This is a genomic window from Aliidiomarina shirensis (genome assembly GCF_003987345.1).
Classification (GTDB): Bacteria; Pseudomonadota; Gammaproteobacteria; order Enterobacterales; family Alteromonadaceae; genus Aliidiomarina; species Aliidiomarina shirensis.
On sequence record NZ_PIPP01000003.1, the window covers coordinates 249,250 to 273,657 of the forward strand.

General features: G+C 47.3%; 27 protein-coding genes. 17 read left to right on the forward strand and 10 right to left on the reverse strand.

Annotated features, from left to right (window positions below; translation table 11 throughout):
• Positions 1 to 2: 2 nt before the first annotated feature.
• Complete coding sequence (locus CWE13_RS08525; protein ID WP_126807742.1) at positions 3 to 1,415, forward strand: M24 family metallopeptidase; 1,413 nt, start codon at positions 3 to 5, stop codon at positions 1,413 to 1,415.
• A gap of 60 nt (positions 1,416 to 1,475) precedes the next feature.
• Here CWE13_RS08525 and CWE13_RS08530 read toward each other — a convergent pair whose 3' ends face one another.
• The 3 genes from CWE13_RS08530 to CWE13_RS08540 form a co-directional block, all read right to left on the reverse strand.
• The gene (locus CWE13_RS08530) at positions 1,476 to 2,012 is read right to left on the reverse strand and encodes a hypothetical protein (RefSeq protein ID WP_126807743.1); all 537 of its coding nucleotides are present in this window, start codon (positions 2,010 to 2,012) and stop codon (positions 1,476 to 1,478) included.
• 91 nt (positions 2,013 to 2,103) lie between these two features.
• Complete coding sequence (locus CWE13_RS08535; protein ID WP_126807745.1) at positions 2,104 to 3,693, reverse strand: L-lactate permease; 1,590 nt, start codon at positions 3,691 to 3,693, stop codon at positions 2,104 to 2,106.
• A gap of 67 nt (positions 3,694 to 3,760) precedes the next feature.
• Entirely contained in the window at positions 3,761 to 4,765 is a 1,005-nt protein-coding gene (locus CWE13_RS08540) for a 2-hydroxyacid dehydrogenase (protein ID WP_126807747.1), read from the reverse strand.
• A gap of 186 nt (positions 4,766 to 4,951) precedes the next feature.
• Here CWE13_RS08540 and CWE13_RS08545 point away from each other — a divergent pair, with 186 nt between their 5' ends.
• The 3 genes from CWE13_RS08545 (at position 4,952) to kynU (ending at position 7,706) form a co-directional block, all read left to right on the forward strand.
• Positions 4,952 to 5,527: a gamma-glutamylcyclotransferase gene (locus CWE13_RS08545; protein WP_126807748.1), complete on the forward strand. Its 576-nt coding sequence runs from the start codon at positions 4,952 to 4,954 to the stop codon at positions 5,525 to 5,527.
• A gap of 83 nt (positions 5,528 to 5,610) precedes the next feature.
• Positions 5,611 to 6,453, forward strand: coding sequence for an alpha/beta hydrolase (locus CWE13_RS08550; protein WP_126807750.1), 843 nt, complete (start codon positions 5,611 to 5,613; stop codon positions 6,451 to 6,453).
• Positions 6,454 to 6,455: 2 nt separating this feature from the next.
• A complete protein-coding gene (kynU, locus tag CWE13_RS08555) occupies positions 6,456 to 7,706 on the forward strand; it encodes a kynureninase (protein WP_126807752.1) in 1,251 nt (416 codons plus the stop codon).
• A gap of 17 nt (positions 7,707 to 7,723) precedes the next feature.
• On the opposite strand, the gene CWE13_RS08560 is transcribed toward kynU, so the two are convergent.
• The gene (locus tag CWE13_RS08560) at positions 7,724 to 8,338 is read right to left on the reverse strand and encodes a hypothetical protein (RefSeq protein ID WP_126807753.1); all 615 of its coding nucleotides are present in this window, start codon (positions 8,336 to 8,338) and stop codon (positions 7,724 to 7,726) included.
• A 127-nt stretch (positions 8,339 to 8,465) separates the two neighbouring features.
• Positions 8,466 to 8,660 (reverse strand): zinc ribbon domain-containing protein, encoded by a 195-nt coding sequence (locus CWE13_RS08565; RefSeq protein WP_126807755.1) that lies wholly within the window; start codon positions 8,658 to 8,660, stop codon positions 8,466 to 8,468.
• Positions 8,661 to 8,766: 106 nt separating this feature from the next.
• Here CWE13_RS08565 and CWE13_RS08570 point away from each other — a divergent pair, with 106 nt between their 5' ends.
• A complete protein-coding gene (locus CWE13_RS08570; RefSeq protein ID WP_126807757.1) occupies positions 8,767 to 9,891 on the forward strand; it encodes a GGDEF domain-containing protein in 1,125 nt (374 codons plus the stop codon).
• A 14-nt stretch (positions 9,892 to 9,905) separates the two neighbouring features.
• Here the strand turns inward: CWE13_RS08570 and CWE13_RS08575 are convergent, their stop codons facing one another.
• Both CWE13_RS08575 and CWE13_RS08580 read right to left on the reverse strand, forming a co-directional pair.
• On the reverse strand, positions 9,906 to 10,502 hold the full coding sequence (locus CWE13_RS08575; protein WP_126807759.1) for a response regulator transcription factor: 597 nt from the start codon (positions 10,500 to 10,502) through the stop codon (positions 9,906 to 9,908).
• Positions 10,499 to 11,626, reverse strand: a complete 1,128-nt coding sequence (locus tag CWE13_RS08580; RefSeq protein WP_241973661.1) for a sensor histidine kinase — start codon at positions 11,624 to 11,626, stop codon at positions 10,499 to 10,501. The genes CWE13_RS08575 and CWE13_RS08580 overlap by 4 nt, the downstream gene beginning before the upstream one ends.
• A 127-nt stretch (positions 11,627 to 11,753) precedes the next feature.
• Here CWE13_RS08580 and CWE13_RS08585 point away from each other — a divergent pair, with 127 nt between their 5' ends.
• The 7 genes from CWE13_RS08585 (at position 11,754) to CWE13_RS08610 (ending at position 16,919) form a co-directional block, all read left to right on the forward strand.
• Positions 11,754 to 12,491, forward strand: coding sequence for an ABC transporter ATP-binding protein (locus tag CWE13_RS08585; RefSeq protein ID WP_126807761.1), 738 nt, complete (start codon positions 11,754 to 11,756; stop codon positions 12,489 to 12,491).
• Positions 12,484 to 12,771, forward strand: a complete 288-nt coding sequence (locus CWE13_RS12645) for a hypothetical protein (RefSeq protein WP_241973662.1) — start codon at positions 12,484 to 12,486, stop codon at positions 12,769 to 12,771. Before CWE13_RS08585 ends, CWE13_RS12645 begins: the two co-directional genes overlap by 8 nt.
• Positions 12,726 to 13,214 carry an ABC transporter permease gene (locus tag CWE13_RS08590; RefSeq protein WP_241973663.1) on the forward strand — a complete coding sequence of 163 codons (489 nt, stop codon included), beginning with the start codon at positions 12,726 to 12,728 and terminating at the stop codon, positions 13,212 to 13,214. The genes CWE13_RS12645 and CWE13_RS08590 overlap by 46 nt, the downstream gene beginning before the upstream one ends.
• An 11-nt stretch (positions 13,215 to 13,225) precedes the next feature.
• Positions 13,226 to 14,503, forward strand: coding sequence for an amidohydrolase family protein (locus tag CWE13_RS08595; RefSeq protein ID WP_126807763.1), 1,278 nt, complete (start codon positions 13,226 to 13,228; stop codon positions 14,501 to 14,503).
• Positions 14,504 to 14,634: 131 nt separating this feature from the next.
• The gene (locus CWE13_RS08600; protein WP_126807765.1) at positions 14,635 to 15,105 is read left to right on the forward strand and encodes a magnetosome magnetite crystal formation protein family; all 471 of its coding nucleotides are present in this window, start codon (positions 14,635 to 14,637) and stop codon (positions 15,103 to 15,105) included.
• A gap of 259 nt (positions 15,106 to 15,364) precedes the next feature.
• Positions 15,365 to 15,742, forward strand: coding sequence for a BlaI/MecI/CopY family transcriptional regulator (locus CWE13_RS08605; RefSeq protein ID WP_126807766.1), 378 nt, complete (start codon positions 15,365 to 15,367; stop codon positions 15,740 to 15,742).
• Positions 15,735 to 16,919 carry a TonB family protein gene (locus tag CWE13_RS08610; protein WP_126807768.1) on the forward strand — a complete coding sequence of 395 codons (1,185 nt, stop codon included), beginning with the start codon at positions 15,735 to 15,737 and terminating at the stop codon, positions 16,917 to 16,919. Before CWE13_RS08605 ends, CWE13_RS08610 begins: the two co-directional genes overlap by 8 nt.
• 116 nt (positions 16,920 to 17,035) lie before the next feature.
• On the opposite strand, the gene CWE13_RS08615 is transcribed toward CWE13_RS08610, so the two are convergent.
• Positions 17,036 to 17,332: a hypothetical protein gene (locus CWE13_RS08615; RefSeq protein WP_126807769.1), complete on the reverse strand. Its 297-nt coding sequence runs from the start codon at positions 17,330 to 17,332 to the stop codon at positions 17,036 to 17,038.
• Positions 17,333 to 17,939: 607 nt separating this feature from the next.
• Between CWE13_RS08615 and CWE13_RS08620 the strand changes: the two genes are divergently transcribed.
• The 3 genes from CWE13_RS08620 to CWE13_RS08630 all read left to right on the forward strand — a co-directional run bounded on the left by CWE13_RS08620 (position 17,940) and on the right by CWE13_RS08630 (position 20,197).
• A complete protein-coding gene (locus tag CWE13_RS08620) occupies positions 17,940 to 18,677 on the forward strand; it encodes an endonuclease/exonuclease/phosphatase family protein (protein ID WP_241973664.1) in 738 nt (245 codons plus the stop codon).
• A gap of 215 nt (positions 18,678 to 18,892) precedes the next feature.
• Positions 18,893 to 19,720, forward strand: coding sequence for a MipA/OmpV family protein (locus tag CWE13_RS08625; protein ID WP_126807771.1), 828 nt, complete (start codon positions 18,893 to 18,895; stop codon positions 19,718 to 19,720).
• Between the two features lie 21 nt (positions 19,721 to 19,741).
• Positions 19,742 to 20,197: a nuclear transport factor 2 family protein gene (locus CWE13_RS08630; RefSeq protein WP_126807772.1), complete on the forward strand. Its 456-nt coding sequence runs from the start codon at positions 19,742 to 19,744 to the stop codon at positions 20,195 to 20,197.
• A gap of 8 nt (positions 20,198 to 20,205) precedes the next feature.
• Here CWE13_RS08630 and CWE13_RS08635 read toward each other — a convergent pair whose 3' ends face one another.
• Positions 20,206 to 21,069: a YicC/YloC family endoribonuclease gene (locus tag CWE13_RS08635; RefSeq protein WP_126807774.1), complete on the reverse strand. Its 864-nt coding sequence runs from the start codon at positions 21,067 to 21,069 to the stop codon at positions 20,206 to 20,208.
• 219 nt (positions 21,070 to 21,288) lie between these two features.
• Between CWE13_RS08635 and rph the strand changes: the two genes are divergently transcribed.
• Positions 21,289 to 22,002 (forward strand): ribonuclease PH, encoded by a 714-nt coding sequence (rph, locus tag CWE13_RS08640; RefSeq protein WP_126807776.1) that lies wholly within the window; start codon positions 21,289 to 21,291, stop codon positions 22,000 to 22,002.
• Entirely contained in the window at positions 22,002 to 22,646 is a 645-nt protein-coding gene (gene pyrE / locus CWE13_RS08645; RefSeq protein WP_126807778.1) for an orotate phosphoribosyltransferase, read from the forward strand. The genes rph and pyrE overlap by 1 nt, the downstream gene beginning before the upstream one ends.
• 60 nt (positions 22,647 to 22,706) lie before the next feature.
• Here pyrE and CWE13_RS08650 read toward each other — a convergent pair whose 3' ends face one another.
• On the reverse strand, positions 22,707 to 24,383 hold the full coding sequence (locus CWE13_RS08650; protein ID WP_126807780.1) for a type 1 glutamine amidotransferase family protein: 1,677 nt from the start codon (positions 24,381 to 24,383) through the stop codon (positions 22,707 to 22,709).
• Positions 24,384 to 24,408: the final 25 nt, after the last annotated feature.

The following is a 24,408-nucleotide window of genomic DNA, read 5'->3' on the forward strand; positions in this document are numbered from 1 at the left end:
CTTTGAAATACAAACTATTGAAGAAAACCCGCTTAACGCTAGCCTTACTGCTCGCGAGCAGCTTATTTACTGCCACGGCTTGTGCGGCATCTAGCCAAGCTTTTAACGAAAGTGAGTACACACCAACTCAGGGCCGCGTAATCAACTCGGCTAACGAATTTGCAGTGTTGCCACACCGTGATCGCATAGCGCCAGAAAACGCAATGTTGAGTGAACGCTTAGATACCTTGCTGCCAGAATTAATGGAAAGCGCCAACATTGATATGTGGCTCGTGATTAACCGCGAGTATGCCGAAGATCCTGTTTATTTCAGCTTAGTTCCTCAGCCTACTTTTGCGGCGCGCCGCACCACCATGTTGGTATTCAATAAATTGGCCGATGGCAGTGTCGAACGCCTTTCGGTGAATACGTATCCGTTAGGTGGGCCTTATGAATCGGCATGGTCGGGCGGTGATCTTGATGAGCAATGGGCCGCGTTAGCCGAGCTGATTGTTGCCAAAAACCCTGAACGTATCGGTATTAATGTTTCAAAACATTGGCCAGAGGCCGATGGCCTCACCCAAGGTATGCACGATCGGCTAACCGAAGTGTTACCGAGCACCCTGCAAAACCGATTAGTGCCAGCCGAAGATTTAGTAGTACGTTGGTTAGAAACGCGCAGCGAAGCTGAGCTTGATGCTTTTGCACATGCAGTTGCTCTAGCCCGCGGCGTAATTGCCGAAGCATTTAGTTCAGCTGTAGTTACCCCAGGCGCTACTACAACCGATGATGTTGCTTGGTATATTCGCCAACGCTTTGAAGATTTAAGCTTGCCGATTTGGTTTATGCCTTACGTTACTTTTCAACGTGAAGGTATGGAATGTGCGCCCGAAACACCTTTCTGCAGCAGCGGCACTGGCGTAATTCAGCGCGGTGATGTTGTGCATACCGATGTAGGTATCTGCTACTTAAAAATGTGCACCGATACGCAAGAAATGGCCTATGTGCTGAAGCGCGATGAAGATGATGTGCCGCAAGATCTGAAAGATGCGCTACTTACTGGTAACCGCTGGCAAGATATTCTTACCGATAACTTTGTTACTGGCCGCACCGGCAATGAAATTTTAGCAGCCACGCGTGCGGAAAGTGAGCGCCAAGGCATTGTCAGTAGCACCTACACGCACCCCATCGGTTTTTTTGGCCACGCGCCAGGGCCAACCATTGGCATGTGGGATAACCAAGGTGATACAGCGGTGAATGGTGATTGGCCACTGTATCCAAATACCGCGTATGCTATTGAAGGGAACATTAAACAAGCGGTTCCTGAATGGGGCGGGCAAACGATTCAAATTATGCTTGAGCAAAGTGCGTATTTTGATGGCGAGCGGGTAATTTACCTCGCTGGCCGCAAAACGCAGTGGCATCTAATTCGTTAGTAGAGGGTTTGTGAACAAGCAGGGCGCATGCCAAATAGCGTGCGCCCTTATCATTTCAGGTTATAGAATTTTAAATTGTTCTGGCCGAGTTACGTGAATATGCGTTTGATAGTAGTAAGAGCTCGTGCGCTCATCGTTACATCTAAACCAAATCACCTCTCGTTTCGCCTCGCCTTCGACTTCAATTTGCTTGCCAACGATTTCGTTTAACCACTCATTACCGTAGGTGCGGCGCAAATAACGTACTACTTCCATATCCATACGCACCGAAACATTTAATTGGTCGCGATAATTGAGTTCGCTGTTCAAGTAAACGTACGTTGGATAAGCGCCTAGATTACGAACTTGCATGCCGAAGGTGCCTGAATAACCATTTTCTCCGGCTTGAGATGCGTATATCACAGCTTGCACCGGATCAATAACACCCTCGCGCACTTCATGAAGTGGGCCGGCAGGCGGTTTACTATCGCGTATGTAATTGGCATATTCTTGAGCAGGATTCGTAGCCGTTGGTTCGGCCTCTGTTTCTGTAGTGCTCTGACAACCCGAAATAAAAATTGCCCCTATCGCTAGGTATAAAAACTTCCGCTTGATCATGAAAATGCCTTCCTTGTTTATATTTTTTAGTAACATAGATTTGAACTATAAGGTTTTTTCCCATCCATAGAAAGTGCGTTTTTGTTACGGATTATATATTCATGAGCACGGCAATTGTTCCGGCTAGGGTAGCTAAAAGGGCTGCCATGGGTAGCGTAAACCGCATTACTTGCCCCTCATCTCCGGCGAGATTCACTGTAGCCCCCGCTGCAATAATATTATGCGGGCACACCATGTTACCGGCAGCGGCTCCGAAAGTTTGCGCACCGAGTAATGGTATAACGCTATTGCCTGAGGCCAAAGCCGCTGAGCGTTGAAATTCACTGAACAAAATATTTGAAGAAGTAGCTGAACCGGTGATAAATGTACCTAAAATTCCGAACCATGGCACCCAAAACGGCCACCACGCCCCGGCAAATGCGGCAACCGTTTGGCCTAGCTGCGTTATAGCACCCGTATGTACGAGAACTCGAGAAAGTAGCAGCATCACGAATAGCGCTGACAAAACCGTGAGTACACGTGATAGCGCCTGTGCGAAAGCCCGACCTAGCGCACGAACCAGTGTTCCATTTTTTGTAGATATTGAGTGCCGCTGACACAAACCACCGAAAACAAAGCTCACAAAAAGTAGAGAGCCTGGGTGATATAGGTACTGCACCGTGCCGTGATAGTTGCGCCATTCCCAGTGCCACACAACCGCCTGCAACCCAGCTTTGATGTCTGGAATTAAGCGCGTGATCAATACCAGAATAACTAGAATAAGGTAAGGTGCCATGGCTCTTATGAAGGAGGTGCTAGGCAGCTTGGTAGACGCTACTTCGTTTAGTTGCCCAAGTGATGGTTTCTCAAATCTAGTGAAGAGAGTGAATAATGCTGCACCTACAATGGCACCAAGTAACGTGGGCAACTCAGGGCCTAAAAAATACGCCAGCAGTGTTGCGGGAAATAGGAAACTGAGCGCAGCCAATACACCAAACTTTATGGCGGCGAGTGAGAATTTTTGCGGCTTATCGCCTATCGAAGATACGCTTTCTGCTGATGCCGGAGCGTAGCGAATACAGCCCCATGCTAAACCGATTGCCAAAACCAAAGTAGTGGGAAACATGTAAGGCAATGCAGCGCGCGCTAACGCAAGTTCAGATTCTGCCACGAGAAGTGCTTGCGTGATCACCGGTGTACCCACCGCGCCGAAAGTAACCCCCAAACTATGGCCCCAGAGCGCTAAAACCACCGCAAGCACCGGGCGATACCCCGCAGCCACTAGAAACGGTGCTGTTAAAGCCGCCGAAGTGCCAAAGCCGGCAGCACCCTCCATGAACATAGAGAAGAACCAAGCCACGAACAACGCACTTATTTTAGGGTTCGGATGCAACCGCGCGAGCTGTTGCTGAATGCTGGCAATTGCACCGCTGTTTAATTGCAGGTAATAGATGCAAAGCGCACCAAATATTATCCACAAAATGCTCAGGCTAGTATTAGCCGCTTCTAAAACCGAGCCGGGCACAATATCCGTAGTAAGCTGATGCAAGTTAACCCCAAGCACAACAGGCGCTCCGGCTAGAGTAATTAAAAAAGCCACCCAACCGGCTTTCAAGGCATTCCACTTCAACCCTATCATCGTCACTAGAATGATAAGGAACGGCATACTCAAGGCGCTGAATAAAAACAAATCAAACTGCATTTATGCTCCTTAAGAACCAATAGATTGTGCCCATTTCATGTTGCGGTGCAGCCATCTTGAATTGCCATCAGCCAACTACTTTTTCTGTGGTTACCTCGAATAGTTCACCTTTGCCGCTAGCAAACGCGGTTACATTGCCCAGCGTTGTATCCGCAATATTACCAAGCGCTTCACGCGTGAAGAAACCTTGGTGCCCGGTAATTAACACATTTGGGAACGTAAGCAGGCGCATGAATACATCATCCTGAATCACTTCCGAGGATAAATCGGAGAAGAACAAATCACCCTCTTCTTCATACACATCGAGCCCCAAAGAACCGAGTTGGCCAGTTTTTAAGGCTTGAATCGCCGCTTTGGTATCCACCATTTTGCCGCGGCTGGTGTTAATGAGCATTACGCCGGGTTTACACTTAGCTAAAACATCAGCATTAATCAGATGATGCGTTTCTGGAGTGAGCGGGCAGTGTAACGAAATGATATCTGAATCTTTAATCAATTTTGAGAACTCAACAACCTGAAAGTTATTGTGAACCTCATCGCTTGCACCTGGGTCGGTAATTAGCACTTCACAGCCCATAGCCTGCACTATTTTTGCGAAAATCTCGCCAATTTTACCAGCACCCACCACACCCACCGTTTTGCCGGCGAGATCGAAGCCCAACAAACCATCAAGTGCAAAGTTGCCTTCCCGTACTCGGTTGAACGCGCGGTGTGTTTTCCGATTCAACGTAAGAATAAGCGCCAGCGCATGCTCCGCAACCGCATGTGGCGAATAAGCCGGCACACGAGCAACGCGAATGCCCAGCTCTTCCGCAGCAACAAGATCCACGTTATTGAAGCCAGCACAGCGCAGAACAATAAGCTTAGTACCACCGGCTTTTAAAAGTTCAAGCACTTCTCGATTAACCACATCATTTACAAATACGCACACCGCCCGATAACCCTCAGCAAGAGGAGCAGTGTTGATACTTAGCGGCACCGCAAAAAAAGTAATGTCGTGGCTATGCTCAGCATTTGCCAGATTAAACGACGTTTGATCGTAATTTTTACTACTAAAAAAGGCTAATTCCATGGGCGATCTCCTTTGCGCTTGAGTTCGTAATCTATTTTACTTGCCCAAACAATTCAGTTTAGCAAAAACCACAAATGTTGGGGTGAAGGTACAGCGTTTACTGGGTACACTTGTATACGTTATTTTAATCAACCAAGCGTATATTCAGTGTAGCGCTTTCAAACAAGCAAAAGTTGATCGCAATCAATGTCGCATAACACCATAGAAGAAAACCAACGAGCTCAGCCCTTAAACCACCTTTCATCGGTGTGGTTGTTTGGCTATGGCTCGCTTATTTATAAAGCTGATTTCCCCTACTTACAGCGCCGTCCTGCACGCATTCACGGTTGGCAACGCCGTTTCTGGCAAGGTTCACACGATCATCGGGGCACACCAGAGAAACCTGGCCGAGTGGCAACCTTGATTGAAGCCCCCGAAAAAAGCTGCGCCGGCATGGCTTACGAAGTAACGCCGGATGTATTTGCGCACCTAGATCACCGTGAGAAGAACGGCTACCTGCGCTTTTTCACCGAGTTTGAATGGCTAAATAGTAGTGGTTCAGTGGAAGGTTTAGTATATGTAGCTGGCCCCAACAACGAGGCCTTCTTAGGTGAAGCCAGTGAAGCGGAAATAGCAGCACATATTGCCCGCAGTGAGGGCCCGAGCGGGCCAAACAGCGAATACTTATTAAATCTTGCGGCCGCATTGCGTGAGCTTGATGAGCAGGATGAGCATGTTTTTGCGATAGAACGCGAGCTGCTGGCATTAGGTTTAGGCACTTGAACCATTTCGCGTAACGAACCGTTTATTTGTTTCGCATCGCACAATATCGCTTTTAATGAAAATAATAACATGAGAGAACCTCCGTGCATCGATTGAATACATTGTTACATAGCTTCTTAATCGGTTTGTTTGTTTCCGTTGGCTCAGCCCACGCGGAGCCAGTAAGCTTTCAAAGCGTACTTGAACGTTCAACGACCACGCCCGATACTATTATTCGCTATGGTAGTGCTGAACCCCAATTTATTGAGCTTTATCTACCAGCAGGCGCGCAAGAGCCACCACCACTCGTTGTTTTCTTGCATGGTGGTTGCTGGCTAAATAGCTATGGTGTGGAGCATGGCCGCGGCCTTGCTGAAGGTATTCGAAATGCAGGCTTTGCCGTGGCATTAGTGGAGTATCGTAGGCTTGATGATGAAGGCGGCGGCTGGCCGGGTTCGCTCGACGATGTCACCACTGCTGTTAGCGTTCTTGCTGAAACTACAAACCCTAATTATAACGCGGAAAATATCACGCTGGTGGGCCATAGCGCCGGTGGGCATTTGGCATTACTGGCGAGCCAACCTGAACAGAATTTACCCATTCAAGGCGTTATTGGCCTAGCGGCGATCACCGATATTGAACAATACGCCGCGGGCGAAAGTGGTTGTAAGCAATCGGCCGCGCGTTTTTTAGCAACATCACCTGATGATGCACGGGCAATGAACCCAGTACATCAAACACGCCATGATAATGTTGTTTTACTACGGGGTGATGCCGATACTATTGTAGGCGCCGAGCAAATGCAGCTTGAAAATGCGCGTACAATTAATATTGCCGATGCCGGGCATTTTGATGTTATTCATCCAGATACCTTGGCATTTTCAATGCTATTAAGGGTTCTGCAGCCACTACATTCCAATTCTTCGAACGCCAGCCAGCAGAGGTAAGCATGCCATTTACTGATAGTGATCTTCAGCACCCGTTAGATAAACGCGATCCGCTTGCTGCGCTACGCCAAGAATTCCATATCCCAGCCAATACTATTTACTTTGATGGCAATTCTTTGGGTTTATTGAGCCACCGCGTGCAAGAGCGCGTTACCCAAACTTTACAGAAACAGTGGGGTAACGATGTAATCACGAGCTGGAACAAGCACAACTGGATTAACTTGCCGCTTACCATTGGCGATAAAATTGGCCACTTAATTGGCGCGCCAAAAGGCCACACGGTTTGTTGTGATTCAACTTCGATTAACTTGTTCAAAGTATTGAGCGCTGCGCTGCAATTAAACGACGGCCGCGCCGAAGTGCTTTCTACCGAGGATAACTTCCCGACCGATTTATATATGGTGCAAGGCTTGCATCAGTTACTCGGCGAGCGTTGCACGTTGCGCTTAGTTCCGGAAGGTGAGCTGCTAAATTCAATTTCGAGCGAAACTGCCGTGGTGCTGGCAACAGAAGTTAACTTTCGCACCGGCCGCCGTTTACCCCTTACTAAACTTAGCAAAAAAGCGCGCGAACAAGGCGCTCTTACCATTATTGATTTAGCGCACAGCGCGGGCGCGATGCCAGTAGAGTTATTGAATCACGATATTGATTTCGCAATAGGCTGCACCTACAAGTATTTAAATGCCGGCCCCGGAGCGCCAGCATTCTTGTATGTTGCGCCGCGCCATCTAACGGATAACGTAAAACCTTTGCAACCGCTGTTCGGGTGGCTTGGCCATGCTCAGCCATTTGAGTTCTCAGTTGATTATGCGCCCGCCGATGGAATTCGCCAATTTATTACCGGTACCCCACCGATCTTGGCGCTCGCCGCGGTAGATGCCGCACTGGATATCTTCAACGGCGTAGATATGGCCGAGCTTCGCGAAAAATCGGTAGGTTTAAGTAACTATTGGTTAGAGCGCATGGCGGCAGAAGGGTTGTTAGAGCAAATGCCAAGTATTTCGCCAAGTGAAGCAGAAGAACGCGGCAGTCAATTAGCATTTGAACATGAACACGCCTTTGCGATTTGCCAAGCGCTTATTGCTGAGGGAATAATTGCTGATTTCCGTGCACCTAAGTATCTGCGTATCGGCTTCTCACCGCTTTACAACACTTACGCGGAGGTAAAACAAGCCGTAGCGGCGTTAGCCGACATCGTGCACAAACACCACTACGAGCGCGAGGAGTTTCAACAGCGTAACGCGGTTACATAACGCTGTTGAAGCTTTATTTATTTGCGATACACTCTGCGCAGCTCGGCGCTGGTATTCTGTACATATTGCTGCCAACCCGACAGAACGTTTCTATTCGACGTGTAATAATCACTAGAATTATATTGAGCGTTGCCAAAGGTATAAAACGCCGAGCACTGGGATATCACCTGTTGACGGTTATGTTTTATATTCCCTTCATACATACTTAATTCGTTTAGTGTAAAAAGCGCCTCAGAAATATTGCTAAGAACAGGTTCGTTAAATGCTCGACTACATTGCTCAAATGTGAACGCACTTAAGCATTCATCAAGTGCATACGGAAAATCCACCACTTGCGTATGAGTAATTTTCAGCCACTCATCCAGCTCCCGTGTAGAAGAATCATAAAGTTCTCTTTGCCGACCTATTTCGTATACAGCATCATCGCAATATTGCTCGTTTTCATAGTATTGAATTTCTGCCGAACCAATATCAACACACTGCTGTTGAGCCCATGAATCATTCGGATAATTCGCATAACATTGTGCGCCCAAATTAAAATAGGCCAAATCACTGGCTTCACATCCGAACAGATGCACTCCTAAAACACCTACAACAAGAGTACGAAACAAATTTTGTGGAGTAATGTTCATCGCAACCTCATCAAAGTAACCACATCGTGAATACAACATGGAGATTATTATAATTTGTTTAAATTATAATCAGAGGTTTAGGTTTTGCGCATCATATTTTTTTCGATTTAGTGCTAAATTTTTACTGTTACTCATCATCAGTACGCGCAACCACCTCAAATTCGCCGTCCATGGTTTCCTGCACGGTAAGTTCGATGGGTTGGCAACAGATTTGGCAATCAACAATTTGGGCTTGCCCAACATCGTTCGCAGCATCGATTTCCAATGCATTCGGTGCCATACAGTACGGACAAGAAAACTCAGATTCGTAACTTAACGACATAATACAGTTCCTCATTAGGTAGTTCAGAATGCTTGCAAGTAACCCTAAGAAGCCATAAAGTTTGCAAGAGCTTCAACACTAAAACTACAGGAAATGCGGCGCGCGCATGGATATTATTACTATTATTGTTCTCACGGGGATTACTAACCTCACTTTTGCTTTATACAGCTGGCAGCAAGTGAGTAACCCGGAATCACATTCAGCGTGTAAGTCTTGGGCACAAGCTCAATTCATTAAAGCGTTTTCGTTCATAATTTACGCGATCGCGCTGCTCAATTACTCCGACGATTTGCGCTTAATTGCCAACATACTAATTTTACTCGGGTGCTGGGCAGAGGCTAGAGCTTATAGCAAGCTTGCAAAAACCGGCCTAAACACCGCATATCTGTTTGCAGGCTTCATTCTTACCAGCGCGATCTTTTCTTTTATGCACTTCACCAGTGGTAGCGGCCCAAACCATACCATGATTATCACCGCCTCTGTCTTGGTTGCCGTGCCGCTAACCATAAACGTGTATGCCCTTTATAAATTAAGCAGGCAACACCCGGGCAGTTTGTTTCCGAAAGTGCTGGTTACGGTTAACGCTTTTATCACGGTTCTCTGCTTAGTTCGTGGAACGCTCGCGATCGGCAACCCCGAATATATAATCACCCAGGCCTTATTCACAAATCAGCTGTTTATATTTGCCACTTTTATTAGTGGGCTGGTTAATGGCATTGGGTTTATCGGCTTTCTTAAAGAACGTTCCGATGAGAAATTATGCACACGCGCCAACATTGATTATCTAACCGGAATTTACAATCGCCAGTACTTTGAAAAACTGACCAAAGAACAGCTAGCAAACGGCGGCGCATTTACGCTGTATTTCCTAGATATCGATAGCTTCAAATCGGTAAACGATCGATTCGGCCACGCTACTGGTGATGAAATTCTCCAGCGGTTCGCCAAACTATTGCTGCAACAACAAGAGCAACACAGTGGCTTAGTGGGGAGGCTGGGTGGCGAAGAATTTGGTTTACTGCTACCGGCAAACACAAATATGAACCACAGCGATATTCTAAAGCACCTGTGCAAAGCTTTTGCCGCCCAGGGCGAGCAGGTTATTGGCGAGCCCATGAGCTTCAGCCTCGGCGCCTGCTCTTCAACGGAAGCCTATACTGTTAATGATCTAATGCGCAAGGCAGATGTTTTGCTTTACGAAGCAAAACGCGAACTCTACGAAAGCGAATAGAATAGTAAAAAGCCTTACAACCAGCCTTTTTGATGAGCAATACGCGCGGCTTCGATTCGATTGCTGGCGTGCATTTTACTGATAGCTTCCGATAAGTAATTTCGTGCCGTTCCCTCGGCAATAAACAGCTCTTTAGCGATCGCTTGGGTGCTCAAACCTTGCCCTGCTAATCGCAGTGCTTTGCGCTCTTTATCCGTGAGCGGATCTTGTTGCCCAAGCGCTTGAATTAACAATTCATTGCTAATCACCTGCTCACCTGCGCATACACGTTGCAAAGAGCTAATTAACGCATCAATTGGTGCATCTTTTAATAAGAACCCACGAACGCCACACTCGATGGCCCGTTTAATATACCCAGCTCGATGAAAGGTAGTAATAATAACGGAACGCAGGGCCGGTTGATGTTGATGCGCCCATTGCACCAACTCCAAGCCCGACATGTTCGGCATTTCGATATCACTCAACAGAATATCGTAGTGCCCATTCTGCAGTTTTTTCTGAGCATCAACACCATCAACGGCTTCATCAACATCATAGTTCGCTTCAAGGCGTAGCAAACTCGCTAGCGCCGTGCGCACCATCGTTTGATCTTCAGCTAACAAGATTTTCATACGGTTATCTCTGCTTGCTTCGGCAATTTCAAATTCACTGCACAGCCCTGCTTTACATCAACCGTCAGTGAACCACCCAACTCTTGCATGCGCAGCATTACACCGGTTAAGCCATTACCGAGCGTTACATCATCGCAGTTGCCGTTATCAAAAATCTTAATATGATAGGTATCGGCATTCTCATCGAACTGGATTTCACATTCTTCGCCCTTACTATGGCGAATAATATTGGTTACTAGCTCCGTGATGGCTAACACTATCGCGGTTTCGCGTTTTTCATCCATCACCGGCGGCGTTCCCGTAATGCGGGTGCTGAACTCTGCATCTTGAAGCCGTTGTTGCAAACGGCGTAGCTCAAGTATTAAGCCGCCATGCTTGTAACCCGAAACACTTTGCCGCACTTGCGATAAACTCTGGCGCGCAATTTCACTCAATTCAGCAAGTTGCTTTTCTGCCTCGGCATACTGCGCCTTATTCAATTGCGCCTTTGCCAAATCCGATTTCAAAATAATGCTTGATAAGGTATGCCCTAAAATATCATGTAAATCACGGGCTATGCGCTCGCGCTCAACACTGGTAGCTAAGCGCTCGATCTCATGCGTGCTGCGTTTTTGCGCATCCGAATGACGTTGCCGAAGGCGCTCAACCCGCCCAAATATCGACACGGTAACCACAATTACCGCACCGTAATGTAAGAACAAATTCCAATTCGTACCTAGCCCGTAATGAAATGCCGCCAAGGTAAGTAGAATGCCGAATACGCCAGCTAACGCTATTGGCCAGCGGTAGGCAAATCCAACGAAGAAGCCGACATAGCTAAATAAAGCAATAGAGCCTGAGTTCAATGGCGTTACCGCACAGGCAATGGCAAACATTCCCAAAATTGGCCAAAGCATTCGTTCCGGCGGAACGTGATAACAATAAAAATAGATCCCGATAAACGCCAGCATAGCAACGATAAGCACGGCGAGCTCGCCAACCGAATAAGGGAAAATCACCATAGGCAAAATATAAAAGCCTAAGTTGAATAGGTAAATCCAAGCATGCTTATTTTCCGGGTTAGTGCTTTTTGCGCTATTGGTTCCAGCCGACATGACGCCACCTACCATTGAAATTTTATTCATTATGCCAGTAACCGCCCAGAGCACCAGTGACAAGTGTCATCTCATATTGCTGACAAACGCAACTGCCGGGCCGCGCAACCTCGCAATACACTAACTGCAAATAAGCACACTTACCAAGGAACTTGGAATGAACGCTAACAAAAACGAAGTTCGGTTACACATTCAATCATTAAGCAAATGTTATGGAACTAAGTATGCCCTCAACAATGTTAGCCTACGCGCCAACGCTGGCGAAGTTATAGCCGTGCTAGGCAAAAATGGTGCCGGCAAAACCAGCTTAATTAATAGCATTTTGGGAATGCATAACTACCAAGCCGAATCCGTAGAAATACTCGGCACAACCTTTCATGATCGCCATCGGCCCACGAGCATTCGCCAGCGCATTGGCGTAATGATGCAGCTCGGTACGTTAAACGCCAATCTAACCGTTGCCGAACAGCTTGACCTCTTTTGCAGTTACTACCAAAACGGTGCTACCGCTGCCGAACTGATTAACGAATTTGAGCTATCGCCAATTGCAAACCAACGCTTCGGCAAACTTTCGGGTGGCCAACGCCAGCAAGTGCTGTTTGCGATATCCGTAGCTGGCAACCCGAGCCTATTATTCTTAGATGAGCCCACCGTGGGTATGGATGTAGAAGCTCGACATATTCTATGGCAACAAATTCAACAACGCCGGGCTCAAGGCTGCGCCATATTACTCACCACCCACTACATTGAAGAAGCCCAACGGCTTGCCGATCGCGTGGCTATTTTACGCGCAGGGCAAATTATCGCCGAAGGCACGGTAAGCGAAATTATCGCTGACCACGAATCACTCGAAGCCGCATACTTACATCTAATTCAGGAGCCTGCTCATGTTTAATTCCGCGATTTACATTAAAGAAAGTAGTTACGATCTACTGAGTTTATGGCGCACACCGGCGTTTTTCCTACCGGCAATGTTATTTCCGATAGTGTTTTATGTGTTTTTCGGAATTGTCTTTAATTTTAGTGCAGGGCAAAGCGATTACATGCTGGTTTCGTATGCCTGTTTCGGCATGATAGGGCCATCGCTCTTTAATTATGCCACCGCCGTTGCCAGTGATCGTGCTCACGGGTGGCTTACCTTAAAGCGCGTATCACCGATGCCGCTTACATTGTAGCTAAGTTTTTTAGCAGCTTGGTTTTCGCAAGCGTAATTGGCCTGATGTTATTTATCATTGCCGCAGTATTTGCCGATGTACAACTTTATTTGTGGCAATGGGCAACGCTACTTGTTGTTCTGCTACTAGGCACTCTGCCATTTGCGCTCATTGGTTTATTGCTGGGCCTATGCCTCTCCGATAAAGCCGCTCCCGCATTGGTAAACTTAATTTACCTGCCTATGGCATTTCTTTCCGGCCTTTGGATTCCCATTCAATTTCTACCCGACCCAGTAGGTGCGATTGCATACGCACTGCCGGCCTACCACTATTCGCAACTCGCTCACGCGGTTATAGGCACCAGCCAAGGTGAGAGCTTGTGGGGCCATACGCTATTTCTGATCGCGTTTTGTGCACTGATGATCGCGGCGGTTTACTGGCGCTACCAGCGCTTATCACGCTAAGGATATTAATCATGAAAAAAACACTAATCTTTGTTGTTGCGATAATTGTTGTTGCTACTACCTTGTTGTTATTGCCAACCCCAACGAACGTTTCCACACAGGAAGGAAATAGCTTTATTCTTGGCCCTGTGCAGATATTTGATGGTGAGAATGTTATTCCGGCCCGTTACGTAGAAGTTAGAGAAGGCTATGTAAGTGCACTACATCTGGAGCAGCCCGAGAGCGATTTGCGCCTCGTGGATGGCAACAACAATTGGCTGCTACCCGGGCTTATCGATTCACATGTGCATGCTTGGGGCGATGCGTTGCAACAGGCACTGCCTCGGGGTGTAACGAGCGTTATCGATATGTTCGGCGACCCTGCGTTTTTACAAGAACATACAAAGCACCGCGACACGGCATCAGCTGAAAATCTTAGCGCCGATATCTATGGCGCGGGGTTACTCATGACCGCGCCACATGGCCATGGCACCCAATTCGGTATTGCCGTATCAACCCTAACCTCACCAGAACAGGCCGAAGCCTTAGTGGCCGAGCGCGTTGCTGAGGGTTCAGATTTTATTAAGATTGTTTACACCCGAGAAGGCGCAAACTATGAACATGCACCCTCAATTTCGCTACAGGGTTTGCGCGCCTCGATTGCAGCTGCACACCAATTTGATCGCCTTGCGGTGGTGCATATCAGTGATCACGCCTCGGCTCAAGATGCAGTAGAAGCCGGCGCAGATGGCCTAGTTCATAGCTTTTTTGATCGCGTTATCTCAACTGAATTGCTCGAAATGATGGTGGAAAATAACGTATTCGTTATCCCTACGATGATCGTGTACGAAGGTATGTTGCGGGGCGAGATGAACAACGAAGTGCTTTTCAACCGTGAAGATCTCAATATAAGCCGCACAGCTAAAGCCACTCTGAATCGTAATTTCGCCAGCTCACGCTTTCCAGAAAACTTTTACGATAATTTACTAACGACAACGAAACGAATGCACGCAGCCGGAATACCTGTATTGGCGGGCAGCGATGCGCCGAACCCGAATACGGCACACGGCTGGTCGCTTCTGGTAGAACTATTGCTCCTAAAGAAAGCCGGCTTATCGCCAGAAGCAACATTACGGGCCGCAACCTCGGTGCCAGCTGATGCATTTTCGCTGGCGGATCGCGGACGAATTGCAACCGGTAGGAAAGCCGATTTCATTCTGCTCCCGCAATCACCTATTGAAAACCTCGAAACTATTTTGACACCAACCGTGGTGTGGAAAAATGGGTATCGCATCGACATTAGAACTTGAGCGAGTGAAAAAGGGCCTACTCACGTAACGAAAACGGTGGGCTATCCAAATCTGTTGGCTTGTTGTTTATATTAAAGCAGGCTAAATTTAATGGAATAAAGTAAGCAAAAAATAAAAAGGAATAACGGCTAATGGATACCGAAAAATTACGTAGTTTGCACAAACTAAAAGAAGAAGGGGTTTTGAGTGAGGAAGAGTTTCAAACGGAAAAACAGAAGCTCTTAAATGAACCTCCTACTCGCGCAACTTCGCAAGCAGTTGCAACTGAAGAAGATCGCCGTCAATACGCGATGTTTATCCACCTATCGTTATTGCTCGGTGTCGCCTTTCCTTGGATTGGCTTAATTATACCGATAGTTCTCTGGCTCGTAAAAAGAGAAGACGAATATATTGATAAGAACGGCCGCGTTGTTGCCAACTGGCTAATCAGCTCAATTATTTACTCAATTGTTGGCTTCATTTTGTTGGTTGTTATTATCGGTTTCGGCGTTTTACTTGCCTTAGCGGTTTGCCACATTATCTTTGCAATTGTTGGCGCGATTAAAGCAAAAGATGGCGAACTCTGGCATTACCCATTGAGTATTAAGTTTTTTAACGTTTAATTTTCTGAATTCGGATAAAGCAGCAGCATGGGCTAACAGTACATAATGCATAAAGTGCTGATACCCCTCAAACAAAGGTATTTTTGCTGTTGCTTTTCTGATTATCTATTTACGTACCCTCCTTAAATTGCTGGCTGTAGCTCCAGTGCCTCAAACATTTCTTATAAAAAAATAATGATGCCTTCAAAAAAACTCTTGACCCCTTTGATTACATGTGTAATCAATATATGAATTACACATGTAATCGAAGGGTTAGATCATGGTTGAAGTCAGTAATGCAGAGTTACGCGTGATGCAAGTTTTGTGGCAACAATCGCCACAAACAGCACAAGAGATCGTTGGTCAGTTACAACAAGATTTTGATTGGCATGAAAAAACCATCAAAACCATGCTAAACCGGCTCACTCAAAAAAGCGCCGTAACATACACACAGCAGGGGCGAAGCTACCTATACTCGCCAGCAATCTCCGAAAAAGCATATCAGGAACAAGCCAGCAAGAGCTTTGTACAACGGTTATTCTCCGGCAAGGTAACACCGTTAGTTGCTCATTTTGCAGAAAAAGGCGAGCTCAGCGATAAGGATATTTCCGAACTAAAAGCGTTAATCGAAAAGCTCGAGGATCGCCAGCATGATTAATTCATTAACAACAAGCCTTTGGCTCATAGCGCTTGCCTGCGCTGTACTACTCTTATTACGTATCCCAGTACTGCGTTATCTCGGCGCTCGTACCCAATATAGTTTGTGGTTTGCTGTGCCGCTCGCTGCGTTACTGCCTTGGCTTCCAAGTTTTCCCGCAACACGCGGTATAGCAACCCCGTTTACAGTAACACCGAATATCGTACAAAACGCGGATACTTTAATCTCTTCACAATCATACCTATGGCTATGGGTATGGGCGGCTGGTGTTGCAATCTTATTAGTGTGGATGATGCTCACGAGCCTTTCGTTCTATCGCAGCTTGTATCGAGCGCAAGGCGTTAAGGCGCGTTCAGGATTTCCATTCAAAGTACATTATTCCAGTGCCATTCACTCACCGGCGATTATCGGCTTAATCCAACCTCGCTTGTTACTGCCCTCTGACTTTGATGAGCAATATACCGTGCGTCAACAATCGTTAATCATCGCCCATGAGCGTTTACATTGGCAGCGTGGCGATCTCCATTTTAATTTGCTGGCTTATGTTTTGCTCGCTATCAATTGGTTCAACCCAATCGCCTGGCTGGCTTATCGAAGCTATCGCCGCGATCAAGAATTAGCCTGCGATGCAGTAATTATTAACCGCTATCCGAAAGACACTAAAACCTATGCCGAAGCGCTTTTAGTAAGTTCTTTAGCATTTTCAAAGGACCGGAAAGTTGCCGTGCAGTTTGGCACACCGCACCTTAATCACTATGGAGCACACCCTATGAAACAACGCTTACAACACCTCACTAATCAACATGGCTACAGCTACCTGCCACTCCTTGGCGTATTCGCAATCGCAGCGGCCGCATGGCTGTTCCTGATGAATCCCGCAACAGCAAACCAGCTTTTTGAGGGTAAATCGAACACCATAGAACACTCTATTCCGCCCGCCATTGTTCGCGTTCTTCCAACATATCCAGAGGCGGCTAAAGAGCAAGGTTTGGCGGGAACTGTTGAGCTGCGTTTTGACATCACGGACGCCGGCACAACATCGAATATCTCGCTAGAAGTCACAGGATCTGATGAAGTACTGCAGGAGTCAGCTATCAATGCATTAAAGTACTGGCGCTTCGATCCAGCCCATGTCGGGGAAGACTATGGCATTGCATTTACTTTTGAGCTTGAGTAGATATCTATTGAGATAAAGCGCGCGCGGCAGCTAGTACTCACCCCAATATCGAGTTGCTAGCTGTTTGCCCCGCCCGCTTATGCTAAGCAATATCAGGCATTGAATGCGCTCAGCGCTTAATTTACGTAGTGTTCGCGCCGAGCCTCAATTTGTGAAGCAGGGAGTAAACCGCCAAGGATTGGCTCTAACGCATCTTGAATGTTCGGAATCAAAACACCGAATTCCGCCAATAGCTGCGCTTCGGTAACTTCATCGTTAAAAACCAAAATCACCTTTAAGCTCTGCGGAAAGCGTTGATAATTTACCTCATGCGTAAGCCACACGAAGCCGGCATCAGCATGCTTAGCCTCTTCGCAAACAACCGTTAGTTTACGAATAATTTCATTATCGATTTTTTTATCTGATTTACGCATGGTTACTCGATGCTCTAGAACTGCTTTTGCAGCATTTATTCGTATTTCTTTCTACGATCAATTACAAAGGTTCACCTCTTGAAGCTGCTCAAGTAGGGAGCTACCGAGATAAAATCAACATTACGGCAAGCCTGTTGAGATACGCGATTTGGGATGTTTGCTTGGGCAGCTTCGGTACATTTGGTATCTCCCTGTTCATTTGCTCGATCCATAATTGCACGTAACTCGTCCGCTCGGAAACTTATCCGATTGAGTGCGCGCGCATGACGATTCCTAATATCTATTACATCGGTAATCAGATGCAAGCGACTGCAACGATACTAAAATACCAGCTCCAACAACCAACAGCTGCAACATTATTCTATTTTTCAAAAAAGACAAACCGAACCTCCCCGTAAATTTCTAGCTATTTACGACTAAACGTACATCCATAAACATAGCAGAAAGATTAGAGAAAATACGTGCTGTGCCGGCCACACGATTCCGTAATAGTGACCCGAATCACTGAAAGATACGTTAGTGTATAGAGCAAGATTGCAGTAAGATGATTCAGTAATGAAGCCTAAATGCTTCAAAAACCCTTTACCAGCGATTTAAAGGCGGAGAAGTGCTAAAGCCAAAAATCATTGTTCCTCAACGGTTTCTTCATCAGCAGCTCATAACGCCTGGTGCGGAATTCGGAGTGCTGTGCTGGAATACGCAAAAACTTACCCAAACGTTAAAATTTCAACTCGCACTTTCGCGTTTACTAGAAGAATTCCCAAGCTTGTTTTTATTGTTACAAGAAGCAAAACTAGCTTCAAACAACGATTGGCACTTGCCCCACTGGTCGTATGCGGTAGCACCGAACATTCAAACCAACCGTTCAACGTATGGGGTTATAACTGCTAGCCAATACGCATTTACCGAAGCGCATCCACTCCTTTCTCGTCATCGAGAAGGTATGTTCGCCACCCATAAAAGCTACATGCTCTCGTATCATCCACTCTCGGATGAACAATCACTTTTAATCGTGAATGTTCACGCCATTAATTTTGTTCGAACAAACCATTTTTTGCGTGAGCTCGAGCTACTGAAAGCAGAGCTTTTACACCATGAAGGGCCACTTATCGTGGCTGGCGATTTTAACGTGTGGAATCGGCAACGACGTTTACACTTGCTCCGGTTTTGCCGCAGCGTAGGCTTACGCCAAGCCAACATGTTCGATGCCCAGCACATTAAAACCTACCGACAAAACCCACTCGATTTTATTTTCTATCGCGATCTTGGGCTTAAAAAGGCAACGGCCATCGATACAACCACCGTTTCTGACCATAATCCTATTTATGCGCGGTTTGTTCTATAACGGCGGCAAACATCACACCACTGCCGATGAAACTAGATTGCCGTTCATTCGAAGTGGAACTTTAAGTTCTTAAATACGCCTCCAAAAATCAGTACGAACCGAACACAAAAATATAATGCGTGATCATAAAACCGTTTTCTAATCGTTCTGCGTATATTCAAGCAACAACTATACTTCAGGTATTCTTTGGCCGAATTCATTCAGGAAAAGTTTTTATGAAAAAATTTACAGCTCTACTCGTTATAATGGTTTTACATGGTTTGCTCTTCCAAACCGCGTTCGCGCAAGAAGAAAGAAAGGCTATGGTGCCACTACCCTCCGTCGATGATTTCACCAGAGGTGAAGATGGCTGGGCTGTTGGCCTCGGCTTGGGTATTGAATATGAAACAGCCTATGAAGGATCGGATGAGTTTGGCTTAGAAATAGACCCTGCAGGCGCCGTACAATGGCGCAGAGGTGATAATATTTTCTTTTGGGCCGGTGAAGCATTTGGTTGGCGCGGACTTCGCAATGACACTTGGCTACTTGAGGCTCTTGTAGGCTTCGATGAGGGCCGCGAAGAAGGTGATTCGGACAAAGGCTATCTAGATGGCCTCGGCGACGGCGATGAGGGCCTTGAGTTGGTATTGCAAGGCCGCCGTGCTCTCGATGCCGATTGGCGTTATTGGCTAGTTGGTCGAGTTGTTACCGGAGAAAACGGGAACCTTGGCCTGTTTGGTGTAGGCCGCCGATTCGGCCAACAAAACGATGGTTCAGGTTCCGAAGTTAACCTCGTTGCCGTGTTTCACGATAGCGAATATGCCAATAATGGTTTCGGCATAACTGCACAGCAGGCTGCAGCATCGGGATTACCAGAAACTCGGATCAGCAGCGGACTTCGTTCTGTTGGCGTAGATTATAGTTATCGCAAGCACATCAATAGAAATTGGCAGATTTTTGGCGAAGTTCTGTTTGAGTATTATAGTAGCGATGTGCGTTCGAGCCCTATTGCTCGCAGCAACTATGAAACCGAAGTAGGCATCGGGTTTATTTATGTGTTCTAAATGAACAATCAAGGAACAGAAATGAGAAAGTTATTACTACTGGCGCTATTTAGCCTAAGTTTGTGCACGCCTGCGTTGGCTCAATCTACAGCAGATTTCGAGCAGCTCGAGCCAACGCTTGAGCGCTTTTTAGAAGGCGCTAGTGCCAACGATGAGGAAATACACGACGCCTTCTGGCACGCAGATCTCACTTACACCAGCTCAAGTGGCAAGAGGTTTGGTAAGCAAGAACTGATGGAAGGTGTTATTAGCGCCGGCCCCACCGAACCGGTTGAAGGCTATTCGCAAATATACAGCGCAGAAAACTTCAGCTATAAAGCGTTCGGTGATTTGGTAGTGATTAATTTCGTTCTCGTATCAGAAACCGATAGCAATGCCGGCTATGGCCGAGAAGAGTTTTACAACAGTGGCGTTATGCTATGGCAAGATAGCCGCTGGCAGGCCATCAATTGGCATGCCACGCGGCGTATGGAGTAGCCTAGCGGCTACTCTATGTTTTGGATCTGCTCCCGCATCTGCTCAATCAAAACCTTAACTTCAACGGCGCTGGTGGTGATATCGCTGTTGATGGATTTTGAGCCGAGGGTGTTGGCTTCGCGGTTGAACTCTTGCATCATGAAATCGAGGCGGCGGCCACAGGCTCCGCCTTTGCGGAGTATGCCGCGGGTTTCTTTGATGTGTGAATCGAGGCGATCAAGCTCTTCGGCTACATCGGTTTTTTGCGCTAGCAATACCATTTCTTGAGCGAGGCGATCGGAATCGAGGTCGATTTTGGCTTCTTCGAATTTGCTTACAAGGCGCTCGCGTTGCCATTCGAGTACCGCTGGCATGTTAGCGCGAACCTTGCTGGCTTCATCGCTGATGCCTTCGAGGCGGGTTTCAATCAGCTTGCGCATATTTGCACCTTCGCTTGCGCGGTGTTCGATAAAGGCTGCTAATGCGCGCTCGAACCCTTCCATTAATGCTTGTTGAATAGCATCCATATCGGCTTCGGCGGCTTCTAAAACGCCCGGCCAGCGCAGAACATCGAGTGGGTCGATAGAAGCTCGAGCTCCGTGTTCTTGCACCCACTCGGCCGAACGAAGTAGTGCTTTCGCTAAATTTTCATTTATTTGCAGTTCGGTGTTCGCACCTGCGTTGGCCGTGAAGCGCAAGCCACACTCTACTTTGCCACGTTGTAATTGCTTACGTAGGCGTTCGCGTAAATTGGTTTCTAAACCACGAAATTGCTCAGGTAGACGAAAGTAGGTTTCTAGGTAGCGCTGGTTTACCGAGCGCAATTCCCATACCGCGGTGCCCCATTCAGCTTTTACTTCCTCTCGGGCATACGCTGTCATGCTATAGATCATAATAATCCCTATTAAACAAAGTGTTATAATTACTTTGTTCGGCAGATTCACGCCATTATGTGTCGCTTAATGCTGCTGAACGGGTGTAAGTATAACTATGGAATTCAATAATGCACGGCCCACTTACCTTAAAAACCTAGCGGCATAGCGAAAATGTGTGCAAAAGCATATAATGAGGCAGTTTTATGCCCTCCATTCCTACACTCAGCAGAGGTTTTCATGCGTCCAAGTGGCCGTACCGCACAACAAATTCGCCCGGTAACTATTACCCGGAACTACACCCGACACGCCGAAGGCAGCGTACTGATTGAGTTTGGTGACACTAAAGTTTTATGCAACGCCAGTGTGCAAGAAGGCGTTCCGCGCTTTTTAAAAGGTAAAGGCAAAGGCTGGATAACTGCTGAATATGGCATGTTACCGCGCGCTACTCACACTCGTTCAGATCGCGAAGCAGCTCGCGGCAAACAAGGCGGCCGCACCATGGAAATCCAACGCCTGATTGCCCGTTCATTACGCGCTGCCGTTGATTTAAACGCCCTTGGCGAGAACACTATTACTGTAGATTGTGATGTTATTCAGGCCGATGGCGGCACCCGCACAGCCTCTATTACCGGTGCATGTGTTGCCATGGTTGATGCTATTAATTATCTGCGCAAAAAAGGCGCGGTAAAGGGCAATCCATTAAAGTGCATGGTAGCCGCTATTTCTGTTGGCATTTACAAAGGTGAAGCGGTAGCTGATTTGGATTACCCAGAAGATTCAGCCGCGGATACGGATATGAATGTGGTAATGACCGACACCGGCAAAATTATTGAAATTCAAGGCACCGCTGAAGAAGAGCCGTTTAGCTTTGAAGAAATGAATAGCATGGTTGAGCTCGCGAAACATGCTATTCGGGAGCTGAACGATCACCAGAAAGAGGCACTGAACTAATGAAAGGATATCAACGGGAATTTATTGAATTTGCGCTCGGTAAAGGCGTATTAAAATTTGGTGAGTTTACGCTGAAATCGGGGCGTACTAGCCCCTACTTTTTCAACGCTGGGTTGTTTAACACCGGCGCTGATTTAGCGCGTTTAGGCCGCTATTATTCAGCGGCTCTGGAAGATTCAGGTATTGCTTACGATGTGCTTTTTGGCCCTGCGTACAAAGGCATTCCAATTGCCAGCGCTACGGTGGTAAGCCTGTATGAGCATTATCAAAAAGATGTACCGTATTGCTTTAACCGCAAAGAGAAAAAAGACCACGGTGAAGGCGGCAGCTTGGTAGGTTCGCCGCTAAACGGCCGGATTATGCTAGTTGATGATGTCATTACCGCGGGCACGGCTATTCGCGAATCGATGGATATCGTAGAAGCGAATGGCGCCAGCTTAGCGGGTGTGCTTATCGCCCTTGATCGGCAAGAAAAAGGCCGCGGCGAGCTTTCGGCGATTCAAGAAGTGGAGCGCGATTACAATGCGCCGGTTATTGCGATTGTTACCCTAGGCGATATTATCGAATACCTATCGGAACGCCCTGGCAACGAAGATATGCTCGCTAAAATGCGCGAATATCGGGAAAGTTACGGTATTAACTAACGCGCTTTGCTAATACAAAAATGCCCGCAACGTTGCGGGCATTTTCATTGGAACGAAGGTTTACGGCTCTTCAATTGCCACGCCCATCACGCCATTAAATATTTGGCAGCGGCCTCGGCTGAGTTCTAGCTCACTATTCTCGGTTGTTTGCATCATTAACACATAGCGCTCTTGTAACAAACGAAGTTGTTTCGGGCCTCGGCAGGCCACATCTATGTTATCAGCCACACCGGTATCGCCTAAGAATCGATTGGTAGAGCTTTCAGGGAAATATTCCGGCTGCTCAGCCATCACCACGTTAGCTACCCGGCTACCGGCCAAACGCCCCATACTGCCGTTCCGCAAATAATGGAAAGTAGCGGCTATCATGCTTTCTGTACCTTGTGCGCTTTCTACAAAGAACACGCTATTCGCGCCGCGCACGGCAAACACACCATTACGTGAGTTCATAAACACGGCGGTATCCCGATCAATACCCATGGCTAACGGTGTATTCGTATCGGCGGCCACGCGCAGCATCCGCACTTCACGGCCACGGTGGCCTACATCGGTATCAACAATACCAGCGCGGAAAACACCTACGCCACCTAATGGTTCGTAAGTAAGCGAGTTCGGATTTAAACCTCGTGGGCAGCTATCATCGAAATCACAGCCCACCGGCGGTGCGGCTGCTGCTCGCGAACCTACGCTTATAGCTTCACGGCTATGGCCATTGGTAATCATATTTGCGCTTACTAGGGCTTGCGCGCCTTCACCTGCGCCGCCAACAGCCAGCTTACCTTCGTTAAACCGGCTGCGTAACGCTTGTAAGGCCGCTATAGGCTCACCTGTGGGTAACAAAGTATCGCGTAAACGATTGGCGCTGCCACCGGTAAAGAAAACGCCATCAGCATTTGCTAGCAGCTCTGCTGCAGCGCCATCATTGTTGCAAAATGCTAGTTGTTCGGCATGCCGGTTTGGGTTAACGCGATCGCGATCGTAAGTGCCGCTCAACTCGCGGCGCAGTGGCTCAAGTTCGCCACATGTGTCATTCCGCTGCGCTTGTGTAACCGCTATATCAAGAGGCAACCAACGTGCGTTTGCGCCAGCTTCGGCAAACGCTTGTATGTGGCTATCAACGGAACGGAAACTATCACGCTCACCGGCCGTAACTACCAAGATGGTTGGCTTGGCGCCTTTGATACGCTCAGCCATTTGCACGAATTCAGTGATAAACGCACCGCTGTTATCTTTGCTCTCAGCTAAGTTTACAACTTCATCAAGGCCTTCCAAGCGTGGCATTTCTAAGTTATCGAGCACCCGTTCATATTCCGCTTCCGAAAGCCGCATCACCAACTCTAAGTATGCCCGCGAACGCAAACGTTCTACAAAGCGATATTCCGGCACCACACCGCGGCCAAAATAATCCACCATTTCGCGCAGCGCTACATCTAACTCTTCTCTGACACCATTGCGCGAGCGTGGCCAAATGGCTTGCCGCAACGCTTCACGGCGGCGCACATCGGTGAGTTGAAATAACCGTGCAGTGCGCATATCGTTCGCTTCTATCCAGCTCGTGGAATTGCAGTAATCAGAGTTCATGCTCGAACATATCTGCAATTCACTCCCGGTAAGCATTAGGTTCCACCGTGGATTCTCGGCAGAAACATCGCTTTCTGCCTGAGCATTCACGTGAGGGCTAGTTACTGCAAAACCCATAATTACCGCGGCGAATACTGCTTTCAACATACTGCTCATTGCTTTTACCTTTCGTTGCTCTAGC